Below are 25,160 nucleotides of genomic sequence, written 5' to 3'. Positions count from 1 at the left end.
ACCGCGACATCTCCGTTCTTAGGGTGGGCCGTCATGGAGAATCTCTGGCCACGTACCGCCACCTGGACCGGGGGAGAGCTGTCGATCGGCGGCCTGGGCGTGCGGGAGCTCGCCGAACGCCACGGCACCCCCGCCTACCTGCTGGACCAGGCCGACTTCGAGGCCCGCTGCCAGGCCTGGCTCGACGCCCTGCCCGACGGGGACGTCCACTACGGCGGCAAGGCGTTCCTGTGCCCGGAGATCGTCCGCTGGATCTCCCGCCTCGGGCTGTCGCTCGACGTGTGCACCGGCGGCGAGCTGGCCGTCGCCCAAGCCGGCGGGATGCCCCCGGAACGCGTCGTCTTCCACGGCAACAACAAGTCCGCCGAAGAGCTGCGCCGCGCGGTCGAGTGGGGCATCGGCTGCATCGTCGTCGACTCCTTCGCCGAGCTGGACCGGCTCGCCGAACTCGTCGGCGGCACCACGACCCAGCGCGTCATGATCCGCGTCACGCCCGGCGTCGACGCCGCCACCCACAAGGCCATCGCCACCGGCGGCGAGGACTCCAAGTTCGGCTTCTCGCTGGCACGCGGCGACGCGCTCCAGGCCGCCCGCCGGGTGCAGGACACCCCCGGGCTCGAGCTGTACGGCCTGCACTCCCACATCGGATCCCAGATCTTCGACACCACCGGGTTCGCCCAGGCCGCCGCGAAGATGGCGGCATTCGCCGGCGAGGTGGGCGTCGACCGGCTCGACCTCGGCGGCGGGCTCGGCGTCGCCTACCGGCCCGGCGACCCCGAGCCGCCCACGCCCTTCGACGTCGTCACCGCCCTGCGCAAGGAGATCGGCGACCTGCACTTGGCCGTCGAACCCGGCCGCTCCATCGCAGCGCCCACCACGGTCGCCCTCTACCGGATCGGCACGATCAAGGACGCCTACGTCAGCGTCGACGGCGGCATGAGCGACAACCCCCGCCCGGCCATGTACGGCTCGCCGTACACCGCCGCCCTCGCCTCCCGGCACTCGGACGCGCCGCCGCGGGAGGTCACGGTCGTCGGCAAGCACTGCGAGAGCGGCGACATCCTCGTCCGCGACCTGCCCCTGCCCGCCGACCTCGCGCCGGGGGACCTGATCGCGGTGCCCGTCTCGGGGGCCTACCAGCGCTCGATGGCCAGCAACTACAACCATGTGCCCCGCCCGCCGGTCATCGCCGTCCACGAGGGGGTCAGCAGGGAAATCGTCCGTCGAGAGACGGAATCCGATCTTCTGCGGCTTTACGTATGACTTTTCCTGTACGGCGGGCCGCTGCTCGGCTTCACGCCTGAGCTTCTTGTACGGCGGGCCGCCGCTCACGGCCGCCCGCCGCACTCCGGCTGAGGGCCCGCGCCCGGCGCTTCCGGCGAGTCGGTGACTGTTGCTCGCCGTCACGGCGCTTCGTTCCGCGGGCACCACGGACCCCCTGGCCCGCCGTACCGGACGCCGACTTTCGCCGTACATCTCCTCGCCGACGCGGCGCCTGGGAGTGCGCCCATGTATGCCAAGTGAGTCGTTATGCGGGCGGGGCGTTGGTGGGGGTGGGAAGGTGGCGATAGCCGTACGGATGGGTGGTTTCGGGGTGAAACGGGAGTGATGGGAGGGAACCAAAGGTAAAGGAGTGGCGTCCAATACCCGTGCACTCCCCCTCTCGATCGCGGCGCGCGCGGAGTGACGGCCGGCTGGCCGAACTCGACCTGCTGCGGTTCATCGCCGCGCTGAGCGTGGTCGCCTTCCACCTCCTCGTCGCCTTCGCCTCCGTCTGGGGCGCACGGCCCGCCGCCCTGTTCCCCGGGCTGGCGCCGGTGGCGGGGTTAGGCATCCTCGGGGTCGAGCTCTTCTTCGTCATCAGCGGGTTCGTCATCCTGATGACCGTGTGGGGGAAGGGGCTGGGGGCGTTCGCCTGGTCCAGGTTCGTCCGGTTGTATCCCGCGTACTGGCTGAGCCTGGCCGCGGTGGCCGCGCTCTACGGCGTGATGGGGGCCAAGGCGCTCGACCCCAAGCTGACCGGCGGCGAGTACGCCGTCAACGCCACCATGCTCCAGCGCCTGTTCAAGGTCACCGACGCCAACGGCGTCTACTGGTCGCTCTGGGCCGAACTCCGCTTCTACCTGCTGATGGCGATCCTGGTCGTCATCGGCGTCACCTACGGGCGCGTCCTGGTCTTCGCCGGCATCTGGCTGGCGGCCGCGATCGGCGCCGAACTCCTGGGCAACCCGGTGCTCAACGAGATCGTCATGCCCCGCTACGCGCCCTACTTCATCGCCGGCATGTCGCTCTACCTGATCCACAAGCACGGATCCCGCTGGCTGCCCTGGCTCTACGTCGTCGCCGGCTGGGCCATCTCCCTGCACTCCGCGCTCGAGCGCGTGCACAGCAGGATCAAGGTGGCCGGATTCGCCAACATGCCCGTCGGCGACGTCAGCGTCATCGTGACCATCACGCTGATCTTCGCCGCCATGTCGCTCGTCGCCCTCGGCGTGCTGCGGATGCGCCCCTCCAGGCTGCTCACCGCGCTGGGCGGCACGACCTACCCGCTGTACCTGTTCCACTCCGTCGTCGCGGTGGCCCTCATCCCCCTCCTGACCAAGACTTTGCCCGCGTGGGCCGTCGCCCTCGTGACCGTTCTGACCGCGATCGTCCTGTCCTACCTTGTCTACGCGCTCGCCGAGCGTCCCATCCAGCGGATACTCCGTCCGCGCAGACGCCAACAAACACCCGCAACGTCCGCCGTACAGGTTCAAAAGGCGTCGGTGCCATAACTCTGTGGCCTTGAGGCGCTGTGAAGGGCATAGGCTCGGGCATATAAACGGCGGATAGACAGAACCGGACTGTTCGGCCGGACTGTTCCCGGCGGGACGACGAGAGGTGCGCATGACGGTGCGTCGGGTGATGGGCATCGAGACCGAGTACGGCATTTCCGTACCAGGTCAGCCAGGCGCCAACGCGATGGTGACCTCATCACAGGTCGTGAACGCCTACCTGGCTGCCTCCGCGGCCCGGGCCCGCAGGGCCCGATGGGACTTCGAAGAGGAGAACCCGCTCCGCGACGCCCGAGGCTTCGACCTCGCCCGCGAGGTCGCCGACCCCAGCCAGCTGACCGACGAGGACCTCGGCCTGGCCAACGTCATCCTCACCAACGGCGCCCGCCTCTACGTCGACCACGCCCACCCCGAGTACTCCACGCCCGAGTGCACCAACCCCCGCGCGGCCGTCATCTGGGACAAGGCCGGCGAGCGCGTCATGTACGACGCCGCCCAGCGAGCCTCCGCCGTCCCCTCGAACGCACCCATCCAGCTCTACAAGAACAACACCGACGCCAAGGGCGCCTCCTACGGCTGCCACGAGAACTACCTGATGCGGCGGGCCACGCCCTTCGCCGACATCGTGCGTCACCTGACGCCGTTCTTCGTGTCGCGGCAGGTCGTCGTCGGCGCGGGCAAGGTCGGGATCGGGCAGGACTCGCGCGGCGAGGGCTTCCAGATCTCCCAGCGGGCCGACTTCTTCGAGGTCGAGGTGGGCCTCGAGACGACGCTGAAGCGCCCGATCATCAACACCCGCGACGAACCGCACGCCGACCCCGAGAAGTACCGGCGCCTCCACGTCATCATCGGCGACGCCAACATGTCGGAAATTTCCACATACTTGAAGCTCGGGTCGACCGCGCTCGTCCTCGCCATGATCGAAGACGGCTTCCTGACGCGCGACCTCGCCGTCGAGAACCCCGTCCAGGCGCTCAGGGCCGTCTCCCACGACCCCACCTGCCGCTACGAGATCGCCATGCGCGACGGCCGTAAGCTCACCGCCATCCAGCTCCAGATGGAGTACCTGGAGCAGGCCCGCAAGTACGTCGAGGAGCGCGGCACCGCCCAGGAGGAGCTGAACAAGGACATCCTCGACCGCTGGGAGTCCGTCCTCACCCGCCTCGCCGAAGACCCCATGCAGCTCTCGCGCGAGCTCGACTGGGTCGCCAAGCTCGAACTCCTCGAGGGCTACCGCACCCGCGACGGCCTGTCCTGGAGCCACCCGCGCCTGCAGCTCGTCGACCTGCAGTACTCCGACATCCGCCCCGACCGCGGCCTGTACAACCGCCTCGTCGCCCGCGGCCGCATGCAGCGCCTGGTCACCGAGGAGCAGGTGCAGCGGGCCGTCGAGAACCCGCCATCGGACACGCGCGCCTACTTCCGCGGCCGTTGCCTGCGCCAGTACAGCGAGTCGGTCGCCGCCGCCTCCTGGGACTCGGTCATCTTCGACATCCCCGGCCGCGAGTCGCTCCAGCGCGTCCCCACTCTGGAGCCGCTGCGCGGCACCAAGGCCCACGTCGGCGAACTCTTCGACCGCTGCCGCACCGCCGCCGACCTGGTAGCCGCCCTAACCGGCGACTCCTAACCCGCCGCGCAGCCCCGCCGCCAGTCGTGACCTTCTTGCGGCCATGACAGAGCGACGCCAGGCAGGCGGCGAGAGTGACGGGATCCTTACTCGACGCGCTGTGCGGGGCGATGCCGGTCGCGCGCGGCCTTCTCGCCGTGGAAGCTGCCGTCTTTCTCCTGACGTGTGGGTCGTGCTCGTCTCGCGGGGCTTTCCCTTGTCTTCTGGTACGGCGAGCCGTGCAGCCGCCACCCGCCGACCTGGGAGCGCGTCCTGCGGGGACGGTACGCATGGGTGGGTCGCGGGCCCGCCGTAACGCGGCACGAGGGGCGTGGCCGGTGGTGAGACCGCGACCGGGGTTCATGGCGGGGTCCCCCGTGTGGGGGAGGGGGTTCACTCGTTCTGGTGAGGGGTGGGTGGGGTGATTTCGGCAGGCTGGGGCGCATGAGACGGAGTTGGGCGCCACCGCTGGCCGTGGTGCTGGCAGCGGCGTATGCGATCCTGCAGGTCACCTGGCTGCTCACGGGCACGCCGACCTGGGTACTGAGCCACAGCGACCTCACCACACCCCGAGAGCTGGTGATCGGAGCCTGCCTGGCCGTCATCGCGGTGGTCGTCGCGCTGAAGGTCGTCGGCGGCCGGTGGCCGCTCGTGGTGGCCGCCTGGGCGCTGAGCCTGCTGCTGACCTGCTCGGCCGCGATGATCCTGCTCGACTTCGTGGGCGGGATCCTGCCCGGCCTCGGCATCCCGCACGACCCGGCCGGGCTCGCCAGCCGGGTCGCCTGCCTGGCCGTGGCCGCCTGCTCGGCTGTGACCGCGCTGTCCTACCAGCGGGAGCTGCGCGGATGCGCCCGCTGCAGCCGCATCCCGAGGCTGGCCGCGACCCCGCGCTGGGCCTACGTGGCCGCCTACGCCGCCGTGGCCGGGTTCGCGCTGCGGATCTTCGCCCAGGCGGCGCTCTTCGGGCCCGTCCCGTTCGAGGCGGGGCCGCAGACGCTGGTGTTCGAGGTCGGGTTCGGGCTCGGCGGGGTGCTGCTGCCTCTGGCCCTCGTGCACGGGTGGGGCAAGGTGTGGCCACGCTGGGTGCTACCGCTGGCCGGGCGCCGGGTGCCGCGCTGGCTCGTGGTCGGGCCCGGGTTCGCCGTGGCCGCCGCGCTGCTGGCCTACTTCGGTGCCGGCCTGGGCCAGATGATCCGGGAGACGATCGCCGGGACGCTCGAGATGCCCGTCTTCATGTGGACGGCCGTGCCCGCCTACGTCCTGTGGGGCCTCGGCATCGCCTTCGCCTCGGCCGCCTACTACCGCGTGACCAAGCCCATGTGCCCCGCCTGCAACACGTGAGAGGCCCAGGGCGGTACCCCTGCTTGCCGTACGAAGGAAATCTACAATGTAAAGGCAATCGCGCGAGTGCGATACGGTCGCCCCGCTGTACGGCAGGCCACGGCCACCAGCCGCCCGCGCGATGCCCAGGCTGAGCGTGGCGGCGGCGAGGGCTGAACCGCGCCAGCACGCCCGCCAGAGCTCGCGCCGGACAAGTAGCTGCGGAGCTGCGCCAGGAGCGTCATAGGCGGCCAGCGGGACTGTGATGAGCAGCACACCCTCGGTATGCAACGACACCGGAGTCTCCTGCGTGGCCGGGGCTCCAATATTGGATAGTGGTGCTATCCAGTTAAGTGGCCGAGATCGCAGGATGATCGGCGCGAAATGTCGCTCGGTTCGGGGAAGATATCCCTAGAGGGCAGTCCCCCGAAGCGGAGGTTCACATGGCAACCAAGGACACGGGCGGCCAGAAGCAGGCCGGCCGCCGCGACGCCGACGTTGAAGAGACCGAGGCGTCGACGACGTCAGACGTCCAGGAGCGGCAGGAGAAGCTCACCGACGACGTCGACTCGATCCTGGACGAAATAGACGAAGTTCTCGAAGAGAACGCAGAGGAATTTGTCAGGTCTTACGTCCAAAAGGGCGGAGAGTAGGGCAAAACGGACACTAAAAGCGGACTAAACGGGTGGAAACGCCGGAGGGGTTGAAGCGGTGCCCGGACTGCGGAGAGGTCAAGGACGTCTCCGAGTTCGGGCGTAACAAACGACTGGCCGATGGCCTCGCTCGCTACTGCAAGGCATGCTTCCAGGGGCGGCATGCCAAGAGCTATCGGCGGCGAGCTGCCGCAGCGGGGAAGGTGGTTCGCGAGCGCCTTGAGGTGCCAGAGGGGCAGAAGTTCTGTCCGCGATGTGCGGAGATCAAGCCTCGCGAGGAGTTCGGCCGAAATCGTGCGACCAAGGATGGGCTGACCAGCTACTGCAAGCCCTGCCACACGGTGGTCATGCGCGAAATCAAGATCAAGAATCACGGTAGCGAGCGCAACTACCTGCTGAAACACCGCTATGGCATCACCGAGGAGGACTTCGAGCGCATGCTCGCCATCCAGGGCGGCCTCTGCGCGATCTGCCGTGTCGTCCCGGGCACCTTCGTGGATCACTGCCACGACACAGGAAAGGTCCGTGGCATCCTCTGTTTCAACTGCAACAACGGGCTCGGCCACTTCCGCGACAACGAGGCCGACCTGCAGCTGGCAGCTCTGTATCTGATGGGCGAGCCCTATCGTCCGGACTTCGTGATCGTGCCAGAGCAGCGGACCAAGTCAGAAGCGCCGTCCCGGCGCTACCACCTGTCGCAGCGCTACCGGATCCGTGAGGCGGACGTCGACAGGATGATCGACGAACAGCACGGGCTGTGTGCGGTGTGCTGGTCGAGGCCGCCCGAGCACGTCGATCACTGTCACGACACCGGCGCGGTGCGCAAGGCGCTCTGCTTGCCGTGCAACACGGGGAGCGGTCAGTTCAGGGACGACCCTGATGTGGTGTGGCGGGCTCTGTCGTACCTCGAGCCTGTCTGCGAGGAGGACGCGCTGTCCGAGGACGAGCTGGTGGCGCTGGGCCGGGTCGAGGACGCGAGGTGTTCGGCCCTGATGGCGGGGGCTATGCCGATCTAGGCATGGTGTATTCGACGCCCACGCCGAGCAGGCGGATGGGGCGGTCGAGGGTGAAGCGGGCCAGGGCTGCGAGGGCGGCCGATTCGATGGGGTCCGGGTCGGTGGTGGGGGCTTCGAGCCTGGTCTGGCGGGTTTGCGTGATGAAGGGGACGAAGCGCACCTTGACCGTGACCCGGATGACCGTGCGGCCCGCGTCGACGGCCTCGGAGGCGAGGCGGCGGGCGAACGTGCGCACGTGGTCGGCCATGATCACGGGGTCGGAGATGTTCCTGGGGAACGTGGTCTCGTGGCTGTGGCCGCGCGGGACCCACGGGGTGTCGGTGACGGTGGCCTCGCCCTTGCCGAGCGCGAGGTAGCGCAGCCAGGGGCCGTTGGTGGGGCCGAACCGCCCGGCGAGCTCGGTGGGGTCGGCGGCGGCCAGCTGGTTGACGGTGTGCAGGCCCATGTCTGCCAGCTTCTTGGTGGTTTTGGCGCCGATGCCCCACAGGGCGGAGGTGGGGCGCTCGCCCATGACCTGCACCCAGTCGGCGCTGGTGAGTGTCGAGACGCCGGCCGGCTTGCGGAACTGGGCGGCCAGCTTGGCCTGGTGCTTGTTGTCGCCGATGCCGATGGAGCAGGTCAGCCCGGTCTTGTCGAGTACGGCCTGCTGCAGCTTCCGTGCGAGGGCGACGGGATCGTCGGTGTCGGCGCCGATGAACGCCTCGTCCAGCCCCCAGACCTCCAAGGTGACGGGGAAGTCCCGCAGCACGTCCATGACCTGGGCGGAGGCGGCCTCGTAGGCGGGCATGTCGCTGGGCAGGAAGACGGCGTCCGGGCATTTGCGCAGCGCGGTCCGCATCGGCATGCCGGAGTGGACTCCGTGCTCGCGCGCGGCGTAGGAGGCGGTGGCCACGACGGTCCGTGGCTGGGTGGGATCGCCGTTGCCGCCGACGATGACCGGCTGGCCGGCCAGCTCCGGGTGCCGCAGGATCTCGACGGAGGCCATGAAGGAGTCGAGATCCAGATGCAGGATCCACACGCCCCCAGTATCACGCACCGCTCCCCGGGCGCATCGCTGTGCGTCAGGGGAGGAGGGTGTCGTCGCGGTAGATGAGGGAGCGGCGGGGGACGGCCCAGCCGCGTGTCCCGATGGTGGGTTCCTCGCCTTCGGGGACGACCACCTGGATGAAGATGTGGTCGGTTTCGAGGGTGACGAGGGTGCTGGTGCCGAGGTTCTCCAGGACGGAGACCGTGCCGGGGAAGGCGTCCTCGCGTTCGGCCGTGGACAGGGTCATGTATTCGGGGCGCACGCCGTACACGATCTCGTCGCCGTCGGTGACGGCGGCGGGGGAGGGCAGGACGGCGCCGGCGACCTGGAGGTGTCCCGAGACGGCCTTGCCGGGCAGGAGGTTCATGGGCGTCGAGCCGATGAAGGAGGCGACGAACGTGGTGGCGGGGCGTTGGAAGATCTCGGCGGGGCTGCCGACCTGGATCATGCGGCCGTGGGACATGACGGCGATGCGGTGGGCCAGGGCGAGCGCCTCGGCCTGGTCGTGGGTGACGAAGACGGTGGTGACGGCCAGGTCGCGCTGCAGGCGTTTGAGGAAGGTGCGGGCCTCGAGGCGGAGCCGGGCGTCGAGGTTGGACAGCGGCTCGTCGAACAGGAACGCGGCCGGGTGGCAGGCGATGGCGCGGGCCAGGGCGACGCGCTGCTGCTGGCCGCCGGACAGCTGGTTGGGGCGGCGGTCGAGGAGTTCGGCGAGCGACAGCGTCCCGGCGACCTCGCGGGCCTTGGCGACGCGGTCGGCGCGAGGGACCTTCTTGATGCGCAGCGGGTAGGCGATGTTGTCGGTGACGTCCATGTGCGGGAAGATCGCGTAGTCCTGGAAGACCATGGCGAGGTCGCGGCGCCCGGGCGGCAACCCGGTCACATCATCACCATTTATCGCGATGCGTCCGGAGGTGGGGGTCTCGAGGCCCGCGATCGTCCGCAGCAGCGTGGTCTTCCCGCACCCGGACGGCCCCAGCAGGGCGAAGAACTCCCCGTCGCCGATCGTCAGGTCGATCCCGTCGAGCGCGCGGACCCCGCCGGGGAACACCTTGGTCAACCCGTCCAAGGCGATCATGCCTTTATCCCTCCGTGGAAGCGGAAGCCGTACCGCTTGGAGACGAACAGGTACATCAGCACCACCGGCAGCGAGTACAGCAGCGAGAACGTCGAGATGAGGTCCAGCTTGGGCGAGCCGCCCTCGGTGTAGAGGGTGTAGATGATGACCGAGCCGGGCAGCTTGTCCGGGTCGCGCAGCAGGATGAACTGGAACAGGAACCCGCCCCAGACGCTGGCCAGCGACCACACCGCGATCGTGGCCAGGCCGGGCCGTACCAGCGGCACCGCGATGTGCAGCAGGATCTGCAGCGGCGAGGCGCCGAAGACGCGGGCCGACTCCTCGTAGCTGGTCGGCGTCTCGTCCATGAAGTCCTTGAGGATGAAGATCGCGGCGGGCAGCAGGCCGCTGGAGACGACCAGGATGACGCCGAGGTGGGTGTCGACCAGGTCGAGCCGGGTGGCCAGCTCGAAGATCGGCACCATCGCCGCCGTGCCGGTCACCACGGACGACAGCAGCAGGAGCACGTAGAGCAGCACGTCGCGGCCGGGCACGCGGACGCGCGACAGCGCGTACGCCGCCAGCGCGGCCAGCACGACCACCAGCGCGGCGGCGCCGCCCGCCTGGATGAGGGAGTTGCGGATGGAGCTGAGCGCGTAGGGGTTGTCGAGGATGGCGGCGAAGTTGCGCAGCGTGAACTCCGGCACCGACAGCGACATGCCGGGGCTGTCGTCGAAGGGCGCGGTGGCCAGCCAGAGCATGGGCAGGGCGGCCAGCCCGAGCACGAGGGCCAGGACGGTGGTGGAGGCCAGGCGGCCGAGGGTGTGCCTGATCATGTGAGGCGTCCTCCTCGCTGCCCGCGCAGCAACCGCAGGTAGGCCAGGGCGAAGACGAGGTTGATGAGCAGGATGAGGAAGGAGATGGCGGCTCCGAGCCCGAGCTGCCCGCCGCCCGCCTTGAGCGCGATGTCGTAGACGTAGATGGGCAGGATCTCCGAGCGGTTCTCCGGCCCGCCCGCGGTCAGCACGAACGGCGTGAAGTCGTTGAACGTCCACAGGCTGATGAGCAGCAGGTTCGTCAGCACGTGCCGCCTGATGAAGGGGAAGACCACGTCGCGCAGCTGCTGCGGGGTGCTCGCGCCGGCCAGGCGGGCGGTTTCCAGGTGGGAGGGCGGCACGTTCTGCAGCGCGGCGGCGTAGAGCATCATCGAGAAGGCGGTGCCGCGCCAGACGTTGAAGACGACGATCGACAGCAGCGGATGCTCGATCAGCATGTCCAGGCCGGGGAACACGGCGTTGACCGTGCCGTCGTCGGAGTCGAGCAGCGCGTACCACAGGAAGCCCACGACGGTGCTGGGCAGGATCCACGACAGCAGGATCACGCCCTCGACCGCGCTCTTGAACCAGCCGCGGCGCTCGCGCAGCAGCCAGGCCAGGGCGAAGCCGAGCCCGGCCTGGCCGATGATGGCCGAGCCGCCGACGTAGACGACGGTCAGCCACAGCGAGCTCAGGAAGCGTGGATCGGTCAGCGCGGTGGCGTAGTTGCCGGCTCCGACGAAGGACGGGTTGGCCGCGGCCAGCCCGGTGAGCCGGTAGTCGGTGAGCCCGAGATAGATCGTCCAGAGGCCGGGGATGACCAGGAAGACGCCGATGAGCACCAGGGCGGGCAGGACGAAGGCGGCGGCCCGCGTCCTGCCCAGCCCGGCGGCGTCAGCCGCTGACGTTGGCCGCGCCACCGACCAGTCCCTCCAGCTTGGTCTGGTAGGCGGCGGCCGCCTGGTCGGCGCTCTTGCCGCTGACCACCTCGGCGGTGGCCTCCTGCAGGGCGGTGGAGACCTGCGGGTAGACGGCCAGGCCTGGACGGTAGGCGGTGATGGGCAGCACCTGGTCGGCCACGAACTTCAGCATCGGGTCGACGCCGAGGACCTCGTTGTTGACGTCGGTGCGGGAGCTGATGCGTGCCTGCCCGTTCAGCTGCGACTTGGTGGCGGCGGCCGAGTGCATGAACGCCAGCAGGTCCCAGGCCAGCTTGGGGTTCGTGGAGAAGGGGTTGAGCACCCGTACCGCGCCGCCGGACATACTGACGAAGTCCTGGCCGCGGATCCCGGCGCCGGGCTGCTTGGCGGGGATCTTGGCGTAGCCGACGACGGTGTCGCGGTCCTGCATGGGGGCCACGCCCGCCTTGGGCTCGATGACCGAGCGCCAGAAGTAGTCGCTTTCGGCCAGGATGCCGATCTTGCCGGAGGCGAACTCGGCGAAGGACTTGTCGCGGCCCTTGGCCTCCTGCTGCAGCCTGGGGTCGCCGAGGCCGCTGCCGCCGTAGATCTGCTGGTAGAAGCCGAGCACGTCCTTCATCGCCTGGGAGGCGCCGGTCCACTTTCCGCCGGAGTAGACCTCGGCGCCCGCGCCGGCCAGCAGGGGGAGCACGCCCTGCATGGTGGTGGCCTCGCCCATGGCGGTGCCGGCGTTGATCTGGATCGGCACGGGGACGCCCGCGGCCTTCAGCTTGGTGCCGGCGTCGATGATCTCCTGCCAGCTCTTGGGCTGCCACGGCTCGGGCAGGCCGGCCTTCTTGAACAGGGTCCTGTTGTAGAACAGGACGCGGCCGTCGGTGCCCTGCGGCATGCCGTACTTCTTGCCGTCGAAGATGCCCAGCCCCTGCACGGCCTGCGGGATCTGGGACCAGCCCTCCCAGCTGTCGACGGCGGGCCCGCCCACCTCCGCCAGCGGCTTGATGTAGCCCGCCTGGGCGAACTCGCCCACCCAGATGCCGTCGATGTCGATGACGTCGGCGCCGCGCTTGGACTTCAGGTCGAGCGCGATCTTGGTCTTGTACTGCTCGTCGTCGACGCCGCTCGGCTCGAACAGCACGTGCACGTTGGGATGGCTCTTCTGGAACTCCGGGATGACGTACTGCTTGATCCAGTCGGCTGACTCGGAGTTCTTGCCGCCGGAGATGGCGTTGGCGGCGATGCGCAGCGTGGTGGACTCCTGTGCGGGGGTGCCCGAGCCGCAGGAGGTGAGCGCGAGGGCGGTGGATAAGGCGATGAGGGCTCGCCGCATGTCGGCCTCCTGTTCAGGACGTGCAGACATACCGACAATCGCACGGGTGGTGCCGGGCGTAAAGAAACGATCTGGTGAACCGGTTCGCCGTGAGCTGATCGAGGGAAGTGCAAGCATCAAGTGAACATGAGTAGGGTCGCCCTAGGAGTAGTGACGTTTGGGAGGGAGTCGCGTGGCATCGCACAGGGATCTGCCCGCCGGCTTGGTGACACAGTTTTTCCAGAACACCGGGAGTTCCTCGTTCACCGAGTTTGTCGGGTCGTATGCGCCCGAGTTGCTGCCGCACCGTGACACGGCGCTGGCCACGCCCATCGGCGACCAGGTTCCGCACGCCACGACGATCGTCGCCGCGACGTTCGACGGCGGTGTGATCATGGCCGGTGACCGGCGGGCCACTTCGGGCAACATCATCTCGCAGCGCGACGTGGAGAAGGTGTTCCGCGCCGACGACTACTCGTGCATGGGCATCGCCGGCACCGCCAGCACGGGCATCGAGATGGCCCGGCTGTACCGGGTGGAGCTGGAACACTACGAGAAGATGGAGGGGCGGACGCTGTCGGTGGCGGGCAAGGCCAACCGGCTGGCGACGATGATCCGCGGCAACCTCGGCATGGCGATGCAGGGCCTGGTCGTGGTGCCGCTGTTCGCCGCCTACGACCCCGACAAGAACGAGGGGCGCATCTTCAGCTACGACGTGGCGGGCGGGCCGTACGAGCGTGAGCGCTTCGACTGCATCGGCTCGGGCTCGATCTTCGCGCGCGGTTCGCTGAAGAAGCTCTACCGCGACGAGGCCAGCGCCGACGACATGACGATGACCCTGATCCAGGCGCTGTACGACGCGGCCGATGACGACTCGGCGACCGGCGGTCCCGACGTCACGCGCAAGATCTGGCCCATCGTGTCGGTGATCGACGCCGACGGTTACCGCCGGCTGTCGAACGAGCAGGTGGCCGAGTACGTCGACCAGATGCTCGAGGCCCGCCTGATCTCGCCCGACGGCCCGATCGCCCCGCTGCGCTAGAAAGGACCTTCTTCCGGTGTCCATGCCTTTTGGATATGCGTCCCCTGAGCAGATCATGCGGGACAAGGCGGACTACGCGCGCAAGGGCATCGCGCGGGGCCGCTCCGTCGTCGTCCTGCAGTACGCGGACGGCATCGTGTTCGTCGCCCCGAACCCGTCGCGGGCGCTGCACAAGATCAGCGAGATCTACGACCGGATCGGGTTCGCCGCGGTCGGGCGCTACAACGAGTTCGAAGAGCTGCGCCTGGGCGGCATCCGCTACGCCGACATCAACGGCTACACCTACGACCGCTCCGACGTGACCGGCCGCGGCCTGGCCAACCTGTACGCCTCCAGCCTGGGCCGCATCTTCACCGAGTCGATCAAGTCGCTGGAGGTGGAGGTCGTGGTCGCCGAGGTGGGCGACACGCCCGAGGCCGACGCGATCTACCGGCTCACCTTCGACGGCTCGGTCTTCGACGAGCACGGCTACGCCGCGATGGGCGGCCAGGCCGACGCGGTCGCCACCCGGCTCAAGGAGCGCTACCGCGAGAGCATGCCGCTGGCCGACGCGCTGGAGGTGGCGCTGACCGCGCTCACCGAGCCGGGCGGCGAGCGGACGCCGGTGGCGCAGCTCGAGGTGGCGGTGCTCGACCGCAACCGCGAGCACCGCAAGTTCCTGCGCCTCACGGGCGCGCGCCTGGAGCGCCTGCTGGCCGAGGCCACTCCGCCGCCACCGCCGCCCGCCGAGGAGCCCGAGGCCGACGACCAGCCTCCCACGGCGCCCCCGGGCGACATCGACGACGGCAGCGCCTGATCCGCGACGATCGCCGTGTGACCCACGTCACGGCGATCGTCGCGAACCGCCGCACGCGATGGGGGATCGTAGGAATCGTGCAGATTCTCAAGCGTTCCCTCATCGCGGGCGGCGCGGCCGCGGCCGTGCTCCTGGCCGGAGGCGTCGCCGCCGACGCGGCCTCCTCTCCCAAGTACAAGGCGCCCAAGGTCTTCGGGACCACCTTCCAGAAGGACCCGCAGCACGACTTCACCAAGCACATCTCCTCCCGCCACAACGGGATCCTGCGCGGCTGGATCACCCACGTCAGCGGCGGCACCGCCGAGTACACCCCGATCCGGTGGAAGAAGGGCACCCAGGACGAGGGCTACTTCGAGGGCCCGCCCGAGGGCGATGTGATGGCCTACGCCTCGCCCGTCGCCAAGGACGTGCTGTTCCTGTCGGCCTACGGCTGCAAGTCCACTCCGTCGGCCATGACGGTCGACCGCAACACCGGCCTGGGCTCCAAGAAGTGCACGCGCGCCGCCCTGATCAAGCGGGCCAGGTCCTACAAGCAGCCCGCGCTCATCACGGTCTATAAGGGGCAGATCGTGCAGCTCCAGGAGATCTACACCCCCTGACGCGGCGCCGGGCGGCCGCAACCGGCCGCCCCGCGGGAAAACACACGGGAAAGATCTCTCCCGCTTGTCGGCGGGTGGGCATAGTGTGAGGTGATGGATCGTCGCATCTTCGGGCTGGAGAACGAGTACGGCGTGACCTGCACGTTCCGTGGGCAGCGCAGGCTGTCACCGGACGAGGTCGCCCGCTACCTGTTCCGGCGGGTCGTGTCCTGGGGCCGATCGAGCAACGTCTTCCTCCGCAACGGCGCGCGTCTCTACCTGGACGTGGGCAGCCATCCTGAGTACGCAACCCCCGAGTGTGACAACGTCGTCGAACTCGTCACCCACGACAAGGCCGGAGAGCGCATCCTCGAAGGCCTGCTCGTGGACGCCGAGAAGCGGCTGCGCGAAGAGGGTATCGCCGGCGACATCTACCTGTTCAAGAACAACACCGACTCCGCCGGCAACTCCTACGGCTGCCACGAGAACTACCTGGTCGGCCGGCACGGCGAGTTCGGGCGGCTGGCCGACGTGCTGATCCCGTTCCTGGTGACGCGGCAGATCATCTGCGGCGCCGGCAAGGTGCTGCAGACGCCGCGCGGCGCCGTCTACTGCGTCTCCCAGCGGGCCGAGCACATCTGGGAGGGCGTCTCGTCCGCCACGACCAGGTCCAGGCCGATCATCAACACCCGCGACGAGCCGCACGCCGACGCCGAGCGCTTCCGCCGCCTGCACGTGATCGTGGGCGACTCCAACATGAGCGAGAGCACGATGCTGCTCAAGGTGGGGGCGACCGACCTGGTGCTGCGCATGATCGAGGCGGGCACCGTGATGCGCGACCTGTCGCTCGAGAACCCGATCAGGGCCATCCGCGAGGTCTCGCACGACATGACGGGCCGCCGCCGGGTGCGCCTGGCCAACGGCCGGGAGGCCTCGTCGCTGGAGATCCAGCAGGAATACCTGTCCAAGGCCAAGGACTTCGTCGACCGGCGCGGCGGCGACCCGATCGCCCACCGCGTGCTCGAGCTGTGGGAGCGCACGCTGCACGCGGTCGACACCGGCAACCTCGACCTGGTCGCCCGCGAGATCGACTGGGTGACGAAGTACCAGCTGATCGAGCGCTACCGCAAGAAGTACGACCTGCCGCTGTCGTCGCCGCGGGTGGCCCAGCTGGACCTGGCCTACCACGACGTGCACCGCAAGCGCGGCCTGTTCTACCTGCTGCAGAAGCGCGGCTCGGTGGAGCGGGTGGCCTCCGACCTGAAGATCTTCGAGGCCAAGTCGGTGCCGCCGCAGACGACCAGGGCGCGCCTGCGCGGCGAGTTCATCCGCAAGGCCCAGGAGAAGAGGAGAGACTTCACCGTCGACTGGGTCCACCTCAAGCTGAATGACCAGGCACAGCGCACCGTGCTGTGCAAGGACCCGTTCAGGAGCGTGGACGAGCGGGTGGACAAACTCATAGCCGGAATGTAGGGAGGCCGTTTACCTCGGGCCTACTCGAAAGTCGGATAGGGTGACGCGAATCTGCCGTCTTTTCCGAGGGAAACCCCATGCGCCGCGCTATGGCCGCTCTGGCCGCCGTGCCATTGATCTTCTTCGCCGCCGCGTGCGGCTCGTCCGACGCCGGAGCCAACGGCAACCCCGCCAGCCCGACGGCGGCTGCGGCCGGCCAGCTGAAGGTCACCGGAGCCGTGGGCGCCAAGCCCACGGTGACCTTCCCCTCCGGAGCGCCGGCCACCAAGTCGTCGGTTGAGGTGATCAACCCCGGGACGGGCCCGGCGGTCAAGAGCGGCGACAAGCTGATCGTGAACCTGACCGTCTACAACTGGGACGGCAAGCAGAACGCCCTGCAGGGCTCGTCCTACGACACCAAGCAGCCGGAGACCATCCCGGTCGACCAGCAGATCCCCAAGGTGCTCCAGGACGGATTCGCGCAGGTCAAGCACGGTGGCAGGCTGCTCGCCGTGCTGGCCGCCGACAGCGGGCAGCCGCCGCAGCAGGGGCAGCAGGCGCAGCCGACCAAGGTGTTCGTGATCGACGTGGTCAAGGCCGCGCCCAAGCCGCTGGCCGCCGCCACCGGCAAGGAGACCGGCGACAGCATCAAGGGCGTCAAGGTCGTCAACCCGGGCGGCGACAAGGCGCCCGTGCTCACCACGAAGACCGACGAGAAGGCGCCCAAGGACCTGGTCGTCAAGACCGTCATCCAGGGCAAGGGCGACAAGGTCCAGCCGACCAACACGATCGTCGCCCACTACACGGGCAAGATCTGGGGCACCGACAAGGAGTTCGACTCCAGCTGGACCAAGGGTCAGCCGGCCACGTTCCCGCTCAACCAGGTCGTCCAGGGCTGGCAGAAGGGCCTGGCGGGGGTGCCGGTCGGCAGCCGCGTGGTCATGAGCATCCCGCCGGAGCTCGGCTACGGAGCGCAGGAGCAGCAGGGCATCCCGGCCAACAGCACGCTGGTGTTCGTGGTCGATGTCCTGGCCGCGTACTGAGGTAACCCGGTAGCATCACGGCCTCTGGGCCGTGATGCTCGCTGGGGAGGCATGCCGATGCGCCGCTGGGCCGCGCTGCTGCTCGTACCGCTCGTCGCGGCGTGCACGGCCACGGGCGGCGGCGACCCCGATCTGAAGGTGGGCGGCGCGTTCGGCGGCAAGCCCACCGTCGTCTTCCCCGCCGGCAAGCCGTCGGCCGAGCTGCAGGTCGACCAGCTGGCCGCGGGCAAGGGCGCGCAGCTCGGCAAGGACGACGTGGCCATCGTCCAGTACACCGCGCACGTCTGGGACGGCAAGGAGAACCGCCTGGTCGACTCCAGCTTCAACCGCGGCACGCCCGCCGCGTTCCCCGTCGGGCAGCTGCTGCCGGGGCTGGACAGGGCGCTGCAGGGGCGCCGGGTCGGCAGCCGGGTCATCGCCTCGATCCCGCCCGCGGAGGGCTTCGGCGCCAACCCGCCGCAGGGCATCGGCCCCGACGACGACCTGTTCTACGTGATCGACATCCTCGGCGCCTACCCCAAGGGCGTCTCGGCCGGCAGGCGCGGCGGCACGCTCGGCGGCATCCGGGTCAGCGGAGGCAAGCGTCCCCGCCTGGCGCTGCCCGCCGGGCCCGCCCCCGTCGCCTTCCACGCCAAGGTCATCGCCAGGGGCTCCGGGCCGCGCACCCACGTCGGGCAGCTGCTGGTCGTGCAGTACCAGGGCGCCACCTGGGCCAGCCGCCGCGTCTTCGACTCCACCTGGTCGACGGGCCAGCCCAAGGCCTTCAAGATCGGCGACGGCAGCGTCATCAAGGCCTGGGACCGCGCCCTCACCGGCGTCCCCGTCGGCAGCCGCGTCCTCATCACCGCGCCGCCCGCCTACGCCTACGGCCCCACCGGCGCCCCCACCTACGGCATCCGCCCCTCCGACACGCTGGTCTTCATCGTCGACATCATCGCCGCGTACTAGCGCCTCCTCTCCGTGCCTGCCACGGCAGCCTTCCCTTTGTGCCTGTACGGCACTTGCTCCTCATGCCTGTACGGCGCTTACTTCTTGTGCCTACGGCACTTGCTTCTTGTGCCTGTACGGCGCTTACTTCTTGTGCCTACGGCACTTGCTTCTTGTGCCTGTACGGCGGGTGGCCGGTGGCGGCGGCCCGCCGTACAAGGCACAAGGAGCAAGCGCCGTACAGGCACAAGAAGCGAGCGCCGTACAGGCAGAAGCGAGCGCCGTAACGAGAGGAAATAGACTCCCCCCGTGGACGACCTCGAGAGAGTGGGGCAGCTGCAGGATCCTGTGCGGCGGCGGCTGTATGAGTTCGTGGCGGCGCAGCGGGGCGAGGTCGGCAGGGGAGAGGCGGCCGAGGCGGCGGGCGTGTCCAGGACGCTGGCGGCGCACCACCTCGACAGGCTGGTCGAGGCGGGGCTGCTGGAGAGCGCGTTCCGCCTGCCGGACAAGAAGGGGCCGGGCAGCGGCCGGCCGGCGAAGGTGTACAGGAGGGCGGCGCAGGAGCGGTCCGTGAGCCTGCCGCCGCGCGACTACGCGACGCTGGCCGGGGTCCTGGCCGAGACCGTGGATCTGCTGGGCGGCGAGGAGCAGGCCGAGAAGGCCGCCAGGGCGGTGGGCGCGCGCATCGGACGAAGAGGCGGCGGTCCGCTGGAGCAGGTGCTGCTCGAGCGCGGCTACCAGCCCTACCAGGAGGGCGGCCGGCTGCGCATGCGCAACTGCCCCTTCCACGTGCTGGCCGAGGACCAGCCGTTGCTGGTGTGCGGCGTCAACCTGGCGCTGTGCCAGGGCCTGCTCGAGGGCATCGGCGACGACCCCGGCAGGGCCGCGCTGGACCCGAGACCGGGAGAGTGCTGCGTCTCGTTCACCCAGGACTCTAAAACAAATGAGGATTGACATAGAAGCGGGGTGGATGGTTCGCTGAGCGTCATGCATCTGGCCCAGCTCAACATCGCGCATCTGCGCGCCCCCATCGACGGTCCTGAGCTCGCCGAGTTCGTCGCCCTGCTCGAGCCCATCAACACCATCGCCGACGAGGCGCCCGGCTTCGTCTGGCGGCTGAAGGAGAGCCAGCAGGACCCGACGGCGACCGTCATCCACGACTACGGCGATCACCTGCTGGTCAACTTCTCGGTGTGGGAGTCGCTTGAGACGCTGTGGAACTACGCCTACCGCAGCGCCCACCTGGGCGTGCTGCGCCGCCGCAGGGAGTGGTTCCTGCGCATGGCCGAGCCGTACATGGTGATGTGGTGGGTCCCCGAGGGTCACATCCCGACCCTCGCGCAGGGCATGGAGCGGCTGGAACGCCTCAAGGCCCACGGGCCGAGCCCGGAGGCGTTCACGTTCAAGGACTCCTACGACAGCAGCGAGGCCGCGAACCTGCCCGCCGCCGCCGAGGCCAGGAAGTAGGCCAGGTCCTCCTCCAGCCCCCGCCCCATCGTCGACAGCCGCACCGGCGCGGCGCGCAGCGCCTCGTGCAGCCCGTCGACCGGCACCGACACCAGCTCGTGCCGTACGGCGAGCGGCCCGGCCTGGTCGCGGACCCGCTCGCCGAACTCGCCCGGCAGCTCGGGCATCACCACCTGGGCGCGTGAGAGCGCCACCCTGCCGTAGGCGGTCAGCGAATGGTGTGAGACGCCGACGTGCCGCTCCCGCTTGTCGCCCTCGCTGATCCGCAGCGCCGCCACCGGCCTGCCCAGCAGCACCGCGGCGGCGTTGACCGCCTCGCCGGCCGACACCCCGGAAAAGCCCCACCGGGTGCCCGTGCCCAGATTGCCGGGACCCTGCGTGACGACGGCCAGATCGGCCTGGAGCACGTGCCGGGCCGCCAGCAGCCCCGTGTGGGTGGTGACCGCCTCGACGTCGCCGCCGAACGCCTGGCCCACCGTGACGACACCGGCCAGCCAGCCGATCTCGCGCAGCTGCGCGCACGCCATGGAGAACCACGCGGGCAGCGCCCCGCCGTCCAGCATCACGTAGGCGACCCTGGTCTGCGGCCTGGCCTCGTACAGCCCGCACAGGATCGGCGGCAGCGCCGAGTGCAGGTCGGCCACGACCACCGGCATCCCGTCGACCGAGTCGGCCTCGCGCAGCAGCTCGTGGTACGGCGAGCCCTGCTCGTCCGCGCCGAGCACCGTCGCCTGCAGCGGCGTGTACCTCGCCTTGACCAGGTGGCCGGGACCGGTGGGATCTTCCGGCAAACGGTTCGGCACGGCCACCACCATGGCGTAACCTCCCGTACCGAGACCCATCGCGAGTGCCGTCGTGTTGAGCAGCACCTCGTCGCCGGGCTGCGGGTGGCCGACCAGGGGAGGGTAGGCCAGCGCCCTGCACTGCCCCTCGGGGACGGCGACGTCCAGCTCCACCGCCCCCGGCCACTCGCGGCGGATCTTCAGCACCTCGCCCTTGCGCCATCTGATCACCTGGGCAGGGTAGCGTCGAATTCGGAGGAGGAGAGGCAGATGTCGCGCCGTAAGACGGAACGGTTGCTGAATCTCGTGATCTGCCTGCTTGCGACGCGCCGCCCGCTGTCGGCCGAGCAGATCAGGCAGGCCGTGCCCGGCTACGACCGCGACGGCGACGAGGCCTTCCAGCGGATGTTCGAGCGCGACAAGAACGAGCTGCGCGAGATCGGCATCCCCATCGACGTGGTGCGCGACCCGTGGGAGGACGAGCCCGGCTACCGCATCGAGCGCCAGTCCTACGAGCTGCCCGAGATCACCCTGGAGGCCGACGAGGCGGCCGTGCTGGGGCTGGCGGCGCAGGTGTGGCAGCGGGCCAGCCTGGCCGAGGCGGCCTCGGGCGCGCTGCTGAAGCTGCGCGCCGGCGGCATCGAGACCCACCAGGACGTGGGCGCGCTCGAGCTGCGCGTCGACACCCGCGACCCCGCCTTCCCTTCGCTGTGGGAGGCGGTGCGCGACCGGCGGGTGGTGCGCTTCGACTACCGCAGCGCCGGCAGCGAGAACGTGCGCACCCGCACCGTCGAGCCGTGGGGCGTGGTGAGCCGCCGCGGCAGGTGGTACCTGGCCGGGTTCGATCGCGACAGGCAGGCGCCGCGCGCCTTCCGGGTCAGCCGCATCACCGGGGAGGTGGCCACGCTCGGCAGGCCGGGCCTGGTCGAGGTGCCCGCGGGGGTGGACCTGCGCGGCATGACCGCCTTCCCTGACGAGCCGATGGAGGAGCGGGCGGCCACCATCCGCGTGCGGCAGGGCACGTGCGAGGGGCTGCGGCAGCTGGCCCGCTCGGTGACACAGGGACAGGACGGCTGGGACGAGGCGGAGCTGGTCTTCTCCGACCCCGAACGGCTCGCGGGCTGGATGGCGAGCCTGGGGGCCGACGTCCAGGTGGTGAGCCCGCCGGACGCCCGCGAGGCGGTCATCCGGCGACTGAAGGGGGCTTTGACGTGAGCGGGTCCGCTGATCGGTTGCCGCGGTTGCTGGCGCTCGTGCCGTACCTGATGTCCCACCCCGGGGCGCAGGTCGGCGAGGTGGCCGAGGTGTTCGGGCTGAGCGAGAAGCAGCTCATCGACGACCTGCAGCTGGTGTGGATGTGCGGGCTGCCGGGCCACACGCCGGGCGACCTGATCGACGTGTCCTGGGACGGCGGCGAGATCATCATCGACAACGCCGACACCATCGCCAGGCCGCTGCGCCTGGGCATCGACGAGGCCAGCGCCCTGCTGGTGGCGCTGCGCATGCTGGCCGCCATGCCCGAGCTGGCCGAGGCCCAGGGCGACGCGCTGCCCCGGGTGGTGGCCAAACTGGAGCGCGCCGCGGGGGAGGGCGCCGCCGCGGTCAGCAGCCAGGTCGCCGTCGACGTGGACGCCTCGCCCGACGCGCTGCCGCGGGTGCGGCAGGCGCTGACCGCCAAGCGGCGCCTGTCGATGCGCTACTACGTGCCCGGCCGCGACGAGGTGACGCCGCGCGAGGTCGACCCGATGCGGCTGGTCATGGTCGACGGGCGCACCTACCTGGAGGGCTGGTGCTACCGGGCCGAGGCCATGCGGCTGTTCCGGCTGGACAGGATGCTCGGCGTCGAGGTGCTCGACGTGGCCGCCGACCCGCCCGCCGAGGCCGAGCCGATGGACCTCACCCAGGGCGTCTTCCGCCCCTCGCCCACCGACGAGCTGGTCGAGCTGGAGGTCACCGCGGCTGGGCGCTGGGTGGCGGAGTACTACCCGTGCGAGGAGGTCACCGAGCTGGGGGAGGGGAGGCTGCGGGTCACTCTGCGCGCCCGCGACGAGGACTTCGTGCTCAAGCTGGCGTTGCGGCTCGGCGACACCGGCCGGGTCATCTCGCCGCCGGCCCTGGCCGGGCACGTGCGCGAGGAGGCCGGACGCGCCCTGGCCCTGTACTCTCGGCAGACATGACGTGGATCCTCGTGTCGGCCGGCCTGGGCATCGCCGGAGTGGCCGCGCTCGTGGTCGCGGGCTTTCGGGTCATCGCCGCTGCGCGTACCCTGAACAGGGAAATCACTGAAGCTCGGGCGCAGATCGAACCCCGCGGAGCAAGATTGCGCGGCGGGGGTGGTGAGAGCACACCCCCGGCAGCGTACGATCGGGCTTGAGATAGCACCTCGCTCTGTCTAAGGAAGCCTCATGAACCTGCAAGCTCCGGAGATCATCCTGATCCTGGTCGTGCTCGTATTGCTGTTCGGCGCGAAAAAGCTTCCGGACCTTGCCCGGGGTGTCGGCCGGTCCATGCGAGTGTTCAAGGCGGAGACTTCGAAGCTGCGCGACGAAGACGAGGACGAGCCGGTCGTGACGCAGCAGCCGACGACCGCTCAGGCGGCGCCGGTGCAGCCCGCGCAGCTGCCGCCGACCGCTCCCGCCTTGAGCGCGGAGGAGCAGGCCAGGCAGCTGGAGGAGCAGGCCGCCAAGCTGCGCGCCCAGGCCGCCGCCGAGAAGAAGTCCTGACCGCGGAACGATGGCGCTGCTGAAGCGGCCGGGCAAGAAGGGCCAGTCCCCGGTCGACGACGAGGGCCGCATGCCGCTCATGGAGCACCTCCGTGAGCTGCGTAAGCGTGTTGTCATCTCAATACTCGCCCTGGTCGTCGGGACCGTGGTCGGCTGGCTGGTGTTCGACTGGGTGTGGGCGGCGCTCAAGGCGCCCTACTGTGCCCTCCCCCAATCGCACCAGCTCAACGGCAAGTGCGCCCTCACCTACGGCGGCATCTTCCAGTCCTTCTTCATCACGCTGAAGGTCTCGTTCATGGTCGGCCTGGTGGTCGCCTCGCCGGTCTGGCTCTACCAGATCTGGGCGTTCGTGGCCCCCGCCCTCTACCGCAGCGAGCGTCGCTACACCTTCGGCTTCCTCGGCCTGGCGATCCCGCTGTTCGCCTGCGGTGCCGTGCTGGCCTACCTGTTCATGGGCACCAGCCTGGCGGTGCTGCTCGGCTTCGCGCCCGCCGACGCGGTGGCGACCATCCAGATCGACGACTACCTCGACTACGTCATGGTCATGTTGTTGATCTTCGGGGTGTCGTTCGAGCTGCCGCTGCTGATGGTCTTCCTCAACCTGATCGGCGTCCTGCCGCGCTCGCTGGTGGCCAAGCACCGCCGGATGGCGATCTTCCTGATGTTCGTCTTCGCGGCCGTCATCACGCCCAGCGGCGACCCGTTCACCATGTCCGCGCTGGCCGTGCCCATGGTGGTGCTGTTCCTGGCCGCCGAGCTGTTCATGTACCTGCGGGAGAAGCGGCAGCCCGAGAGCGAGTTCGCCGGCCTGTCCGACGACGAGGCCTCCCCGCTGAACTTCGACGAGGATCCTGACGACAACCAGGCCTCCTCGCTGCCGGAGGATACCGAGCGCGACCGTTAGGCGATACATTCCGGGCGTGGCCCCCCAAATCGCACTGCTGGTCAACCCCGCCGCCCGCGGCGGCCGGTCGCTGCGCCTGCTCGAGCCCGTCGTGCGCCGCCTGCGCACGGGCGGCGCCGAGGTGAGCGTGCTCGCCGGCCTGTCCGCCGCCGACGCCCTCGAGCAGGCCTGTACGGCTGTCGCCGAACGCCCCGACGCGCTGGTCGCCTTCGGCGGCGACGGCCTGGTCCACCTGGCCGTCCAGGCGGTGGCCGGCACCGACGTGCCGCTCGGCGTGATCCCGGCAGGCACCGGCAACGACATCGCCGCCGCGCTCGGCATCCCGCACAAGGATCCGATGGCCGCCGCCAGGACCGTGCTGCGGATGAAGAGCCGGGTCATCGACGTCGCCCGTATCCGCGCTGGAGAGGCCGACGAGCTGTTCGCCGGCGTGGTGTGCTGCGGGTTCGACTCCCGGGTCAACGAGCGGGCCAACCGGCTCACTTGGCCGCCCGGCATGGGCAAGTACCTGGTGGCCACGGTGCAGGAGCTGACCTCGTTCCGGCCGATCCCCTTCCGCATCACCCTCGACGACGACGAGGTGATCGAGAAGGAGGCCATGCTGGTGGCCGTCGGCAACACCCGCTCCTACGGCGCCGGCATGCGCGTGTGCCCCGACGCCCGGCCCGACGACGGGCTGCTCGACGTGATGATCCTGTCGGCGGTCGGCAAGGGGGAGTTCCTGCGCGTGTTCCCGAGCGTCTACCGCGGCGCCCACGTCGTGCACCCGGCGGTGTCGCAGCGCAGGGTGCGCAGCGTCCGCCTGGAGGCGCCCGACGTGGTCGTCTACGCCGACGGCGAGCGCATCGGGCCCGTCCCCGTCACCTGTGAGGTGCGTCCTGGCGCGCTGCGGGTCCTCGCCTGAGATCTACTTTGTAAAGGCGTCCGCCCTCCTGGACGGACCGGAATGGCG

General features: G+C 69.7%; 25 protein-coding genes. 19 read left to right on the top strand and 6 right to left on the bottom strand.

Features of this window, described 5'->3' with window-relative positions; translation table 11 throughout:
• Nucleotides 1-33 precede the first annotated feature (33 nt).
• From lysA to ACIBHX_RS32805, 6 genes are all read left to right on the top strand, one after another.
• Nucleotides 34-1,263 carry a diaminopimelate decarboxylase gene (lysA, locus tag ACIBHX_RS32830; RefSeq protein ID WP_397071241.1) on the top strand — a complete coding sequence of 410 codons (1,230 nt, stop codon included), beginning with the start codon at nucleotides 34-36 and terminating at the stop codon, nucleotides 1,261-1,263.
• Nucleotides 1,264-1,649: 386 nt separating this feature from the next.
• On the top strand, nucleotides 1,650-2,774 hold the full coding sequence (locus tag ACIBHX_RS32825; protein WP_397071240.1) for an acyltransferase family protein: 1,125 nt from the start codon (nucleotides 1,650-1,652) through the stop codon (nucleotides 2,772-2,774).
• 112 nt (nucleotides 2,775-2,886) lie between these two features.
• Nucleotides 2,887-4,401 carry a depupylase/deamidase Dop gene (gene dop, locus ACIBHX_RS32820; RefSeq protein WP_397071239.1) on the top strand — a complete coding sequence of 505 codons (1,515 nt, stop codon included), beginning with the start codon at nucleotides 2,887-2,889 and terminating at the stop codon, nucleotides 4,399-4,401.
• Between the two features lie 423 nt (nucleotides 4,402-4,824).
• A complete protein-coding gene (locus ACIBHX_RS32815; protein ID WP_397071238.1) occupies nucleotides 4,825-5,721 on the top strand; it encodes a hypothetical protein in 897 nt (298 codons plus the stop codon).
• A 422-nt stretch (nucleotides 5,722-6,143) separates the two neighbouring features.
• A complete protein-coding gene (locus ACIBHX_RS32810; RefSeq protein ID WP_397071237.1) occupies nucleotides 6,144-6,353 on the top strand; it encodes a ubiquitin-like protein Pup in 210 nt (69 codons plus the stop codon).
• A gap of 32 nt (nucleotides 6,354-6,385) precedes the next feature.
• Complete coding sequence (locus tag ACIBHX_RS32805; RefSeq protein WP_397071236.1) at nucleotides 6,386-7,369, top strand: endonuclease VII domain-containing protein; 984 nt, start codon at nucleotides 6,386-6,388, stop codon at nucleotides 7,367-7,369.
• Here the strand turns inward: ACIBHX_RS32805 and ACIBHX_RS32800 are convergent.
• The 5 genes from ACIBHX_RS32800 to ACIBHX_RS32780 are packed head-to-tail and all read right to left on the bottom strand — an operon-like array spanning nucleotide 7,356 to nucleotide 12,515.
• A complete protein-coding gene (locus ACIBHX_RS32800; RefSeq protein ID WP_397071235.1) occupies nucleotides 7,356-8,387 on the bottom strand; it encodes a DNA polymerase IV in 1,032 nt (343 codons plus the stop codon). The genes ACIBHX_RS32805 and ACIBHX_RS32800 overlap by 14 nt on opposite strands.
• Nucleotides 8,388-8,430: 43 nt before the next feature.
• On the bottom strand, nucleotides 8,431-9,474 hold the full coding sequence (locus ACIBHX_RS32795) for an ABC transporter ATP-binding protein (RefSeq protein WP_397071234.1): 1,044 nt from the start codon (nucleotides 9,472-9,474) through the stop codon (nucleotides 8,431-8,433).
• Nucleotides 9,471-10,289 carry a carbohydrate ABC transporter permease gene (locus ACIBHX_RS32790; RefSeq protein WP_397071233.1) on the bottom strand — a complete coding sequence of 273 codons (819 nt, stop codon included), beginning with the start codon at nucleotides 10,287-10,289 and terminating at the stop codon, nucleotides 9,471-9,473. Before ACIBHX_RS32790 ends, ACIBHX_RS32795 begins: the two co-directional genes overlap by 4 nt.
• Entirely contained in the window at nucleotides 10,286-11,188 is a 903-nt protein-coding gene (locus tag ACIBHX_RS32785) for a carbohydrate ABC transporter permease (RefSeq protein WP_397071232.1), read from the bottom strand. Before ACIBHX_RS32785 ends, ACIBHX_RS32790 begins: the two co-directional genes overlap by 4 nt.
• Nucleotides 11,163-12,515, bottom strand: coding sequence for an extracellular solute-binding protein (locus tag ACIBHX_RS32780; RefSeq protein ID WP_397071231.1), 1,353 nt, complete (start codon nucleotides 12,513-12,515; stop codon nucleotides 11,163-11,165). The genes ACIBHX_RS32785 and ACIBHX_RS32780 overlap by 26 nt, the downstream gene beginning before the upstream one ends.
• A 172-nt stretch (nucleotides 12,516-12,687) precedes the next feature.
• Between ACIBHX_RS32780 and prcB the strand changes: the two genes are divergently transcribed.
• The 8 genes from prcB (at nucleotide 12,688) to ACIBHX_RS32740 (ending at nucleotide 19,799) form a co-directional block, all read left to right on the top strand.
• Nucleotides 12,688-13,536, top strand: a complete 849-nt coding sequence (gene prcB, locus ACIBHX_RS32775) for a proteasome subunit beta (protein ID WP_397071230.1) — start codon at nucleotides 12,688-12,690, stop codon at nucleotides 13,534-13,536.
• Nucleotides 13,537-13,558: 22 nt separating this feature from the next.
• Nucleotides 13,559-14,332 (top strand): proteasome subunit alpha, encoded by a 774-nt coding sequence (gene prcA, locus ACIBHX_RS32770; protein ID WP_397071315.1) that lies wholly within the window; start codon nucleotides 13,559-13,561, stop codon nucleotides 14,330-14,332.
• A gap of 77 nt (nucleotides 14,333-14,409) precedes the next feature.
• Entirely contained in the window at nucleotides 14,410-14,931 is a 522-nt protein-coding gene (locus ACIBHX_RS32765; protein ID WP_397071229.1) for a hypothetical protein, read from the top strand.
• Between the two features lie 93 nt (nucleotides 14,932-15,024).
• Nucleotides 15,025-16,383: a Pup--protein ligase gene (gene pafA / locus ACIBHX_RS32760; protein ID WP_397071228.1), complete on the top strand. Its 1,359-nt coding sequence runs from the start codon at nucleotides 15,025-15,027 to the stop codon at nucleotides 16,381-16,383.
• A 77-nt stretch (nucleotides 16,384-16,460) separates the two neighbouring features.
• Nucleotides 16,461-17,405: an FKBP-type peptidyl-prolyl cis-trans isomerase gene (locus tag ACIBHX_RS32755; protein WP_397071227.1), complete on the top strand. Its 945-nt coding sequence runs from the start codon at nucleotides 16,461-16,463 to the stop codon at nucleotides 17,403-17,405.
• Between the two features lie 57 nt (nucleotides 17,406-17,462).
• The gene (locus ACIBHX_RS32750) at nucleotides 17,463-18,353 is read left to right on the top strand and encodes an FKBP-type peptidyl-prolyl cis-trans isomerase (RefSeq protein WP_397071226.1); all 891 of its coding nucleotides are present in this window, start codon (nucleotides 17,463-17,465) and stop codon (nucleotides 18,351-18,353) included.
• Nucleotides 18,354-18,641: 288 nt separating this feature from the next.
• Nucleotides 18,642-19,286 carry a helix-turn-helix transcriptional regulator gene (locus ACIBHX_RS32745; protein WP_397071225.1) on the top strand — a complete coding sequence of 215 codons (645 nt, stop codon included), beginning with the start codon at nucleotides 18,642-18,644 and terminating at the stop codon, nucleotides 19,284-19,286.
• Between the two features lie 12 nt (nucleotides 19,287-19,298).
• On the top strand, nucleotides 19,299-19,799 hold the full coding sequence (locus ACIBHX_RS32740; protein ID WP_397071224.1) for a DUF3291 domain-containing protein: 501 nt from the start codon (nucleotides 19,299-19,301) through the stop codon (nucleotides 19,797-19,799).
• Here ACIBHX_RS32740 and ACIBHX_RS32735 read toward each other — a convergent pair.
• Nucleotides 19,745-20,812 (bottom strand): DUF3866 family protein, encoded by a 1,068-nt coding sequence (locus ACIBHX_RS32735; protein WP_397071223.1) that lies wholly within the window; start codon nucleotides 20,810-20,812, stop codon nucleotides 19,745-19,747. The genes ACIBHX_RS32740 and ACIBHX_RS32735 overlap by 55 nt on opposite strands.
• 39 nt (nucleotides 20,813-20,851) lie before the next feature.
• Here ACIBHX_RS32735 and ACIBHX_RS32730 point away from each other — a divergent pair, with 39 nt between their 5' ends.
• From ACIBHX_RS32730 to ACIBHX_RS32710, 5 genes are all read left to right on the top strand, one after another.
• Complete coding sequence (locus ACIBHX_RS32730) at nucleotides 20,852-21,796, top strand: helix-turn-helix transcriptional regulator (protein WP_397071222.1); 945 nt, start codon at nucleotides 20,852-20,854, stop codon at nucleotides 21,794-21,796.
• Nucleotides 21,793-22,758 carry a helix-turn-helix transcriptional regulator gene (locus ACIBHX_RS32725; protein WP_397071221.1) on the top strand — a complete coding sequence of 322 codons (966 nt, stop codon included), beginning with the start codon at nucleotides 21,793-21,795 and terminating at the stop codon, nucleotides 22,756-22,758. Before ACIBHX_RS32730 ends, ACIBHX_RS32725 begins: the two co-directional genes overlap by 4 nt.
• Before the next feature lie 228 nt (nucleotides 22,759-22,986).
• On the top strand, nucleotides 22,987-23,304 hold the full coding sequence (gene tatA, locus ACIBHX_RS32720) for a Sec-independent protein translocase subunit TatA (RefSeq protein WP_397071220.1): 318 nt from the start codon (nucleotides 22,987-22,989) through the stop codon (nucleotides 23,302-23,304).
• A 10-nt stretch (nucleotides 23,305-23,314) separates the two neighbouring features.
• Complete coding sequence (tatC, locus tag ACIBHX_RS32715; RefSeq protein WP_397071219.1) at nucleotides 23,315-24,208, top strand: twin-arginine translocase subunit TatC; 894 nt, start codon at nucleotides 23,315-23,317, stop codon at nucleotides 24,206-24,208.
• Nucleotides 24,209-24,224: 16 nt separating this feature from the next.
• The gene (locus tag ACIBHX_RS32710) at nucleotides 24,225-25,112 is read left to right on the top strand and encodes a diacylglycerol/lipid kinase family protein (RefSeq protein WP_397071218.1); all 888 of its coding nucleotides are present in this window, start codon (nucleotides 24,225-24,227) and stop codon (nucleotides 25,110-25,112) included.
• The last annotated feature ends 48 nt before the right edge of the window (nucleotides 25,113-25,160 follow it).

It is taken from the genome of Nonomuraea sp. NPDC050536, assembly GCF_044457685.1.
Classification (GTDB): domain Bacteria; phylum Actinomycetota; class Actinomycetes; order Streptosporangiales; family Streptosporangiaceae; genus Nonomuraea.
This window is presented reverse-complemented; position numbering and strand designations above follow the sequence as displayed.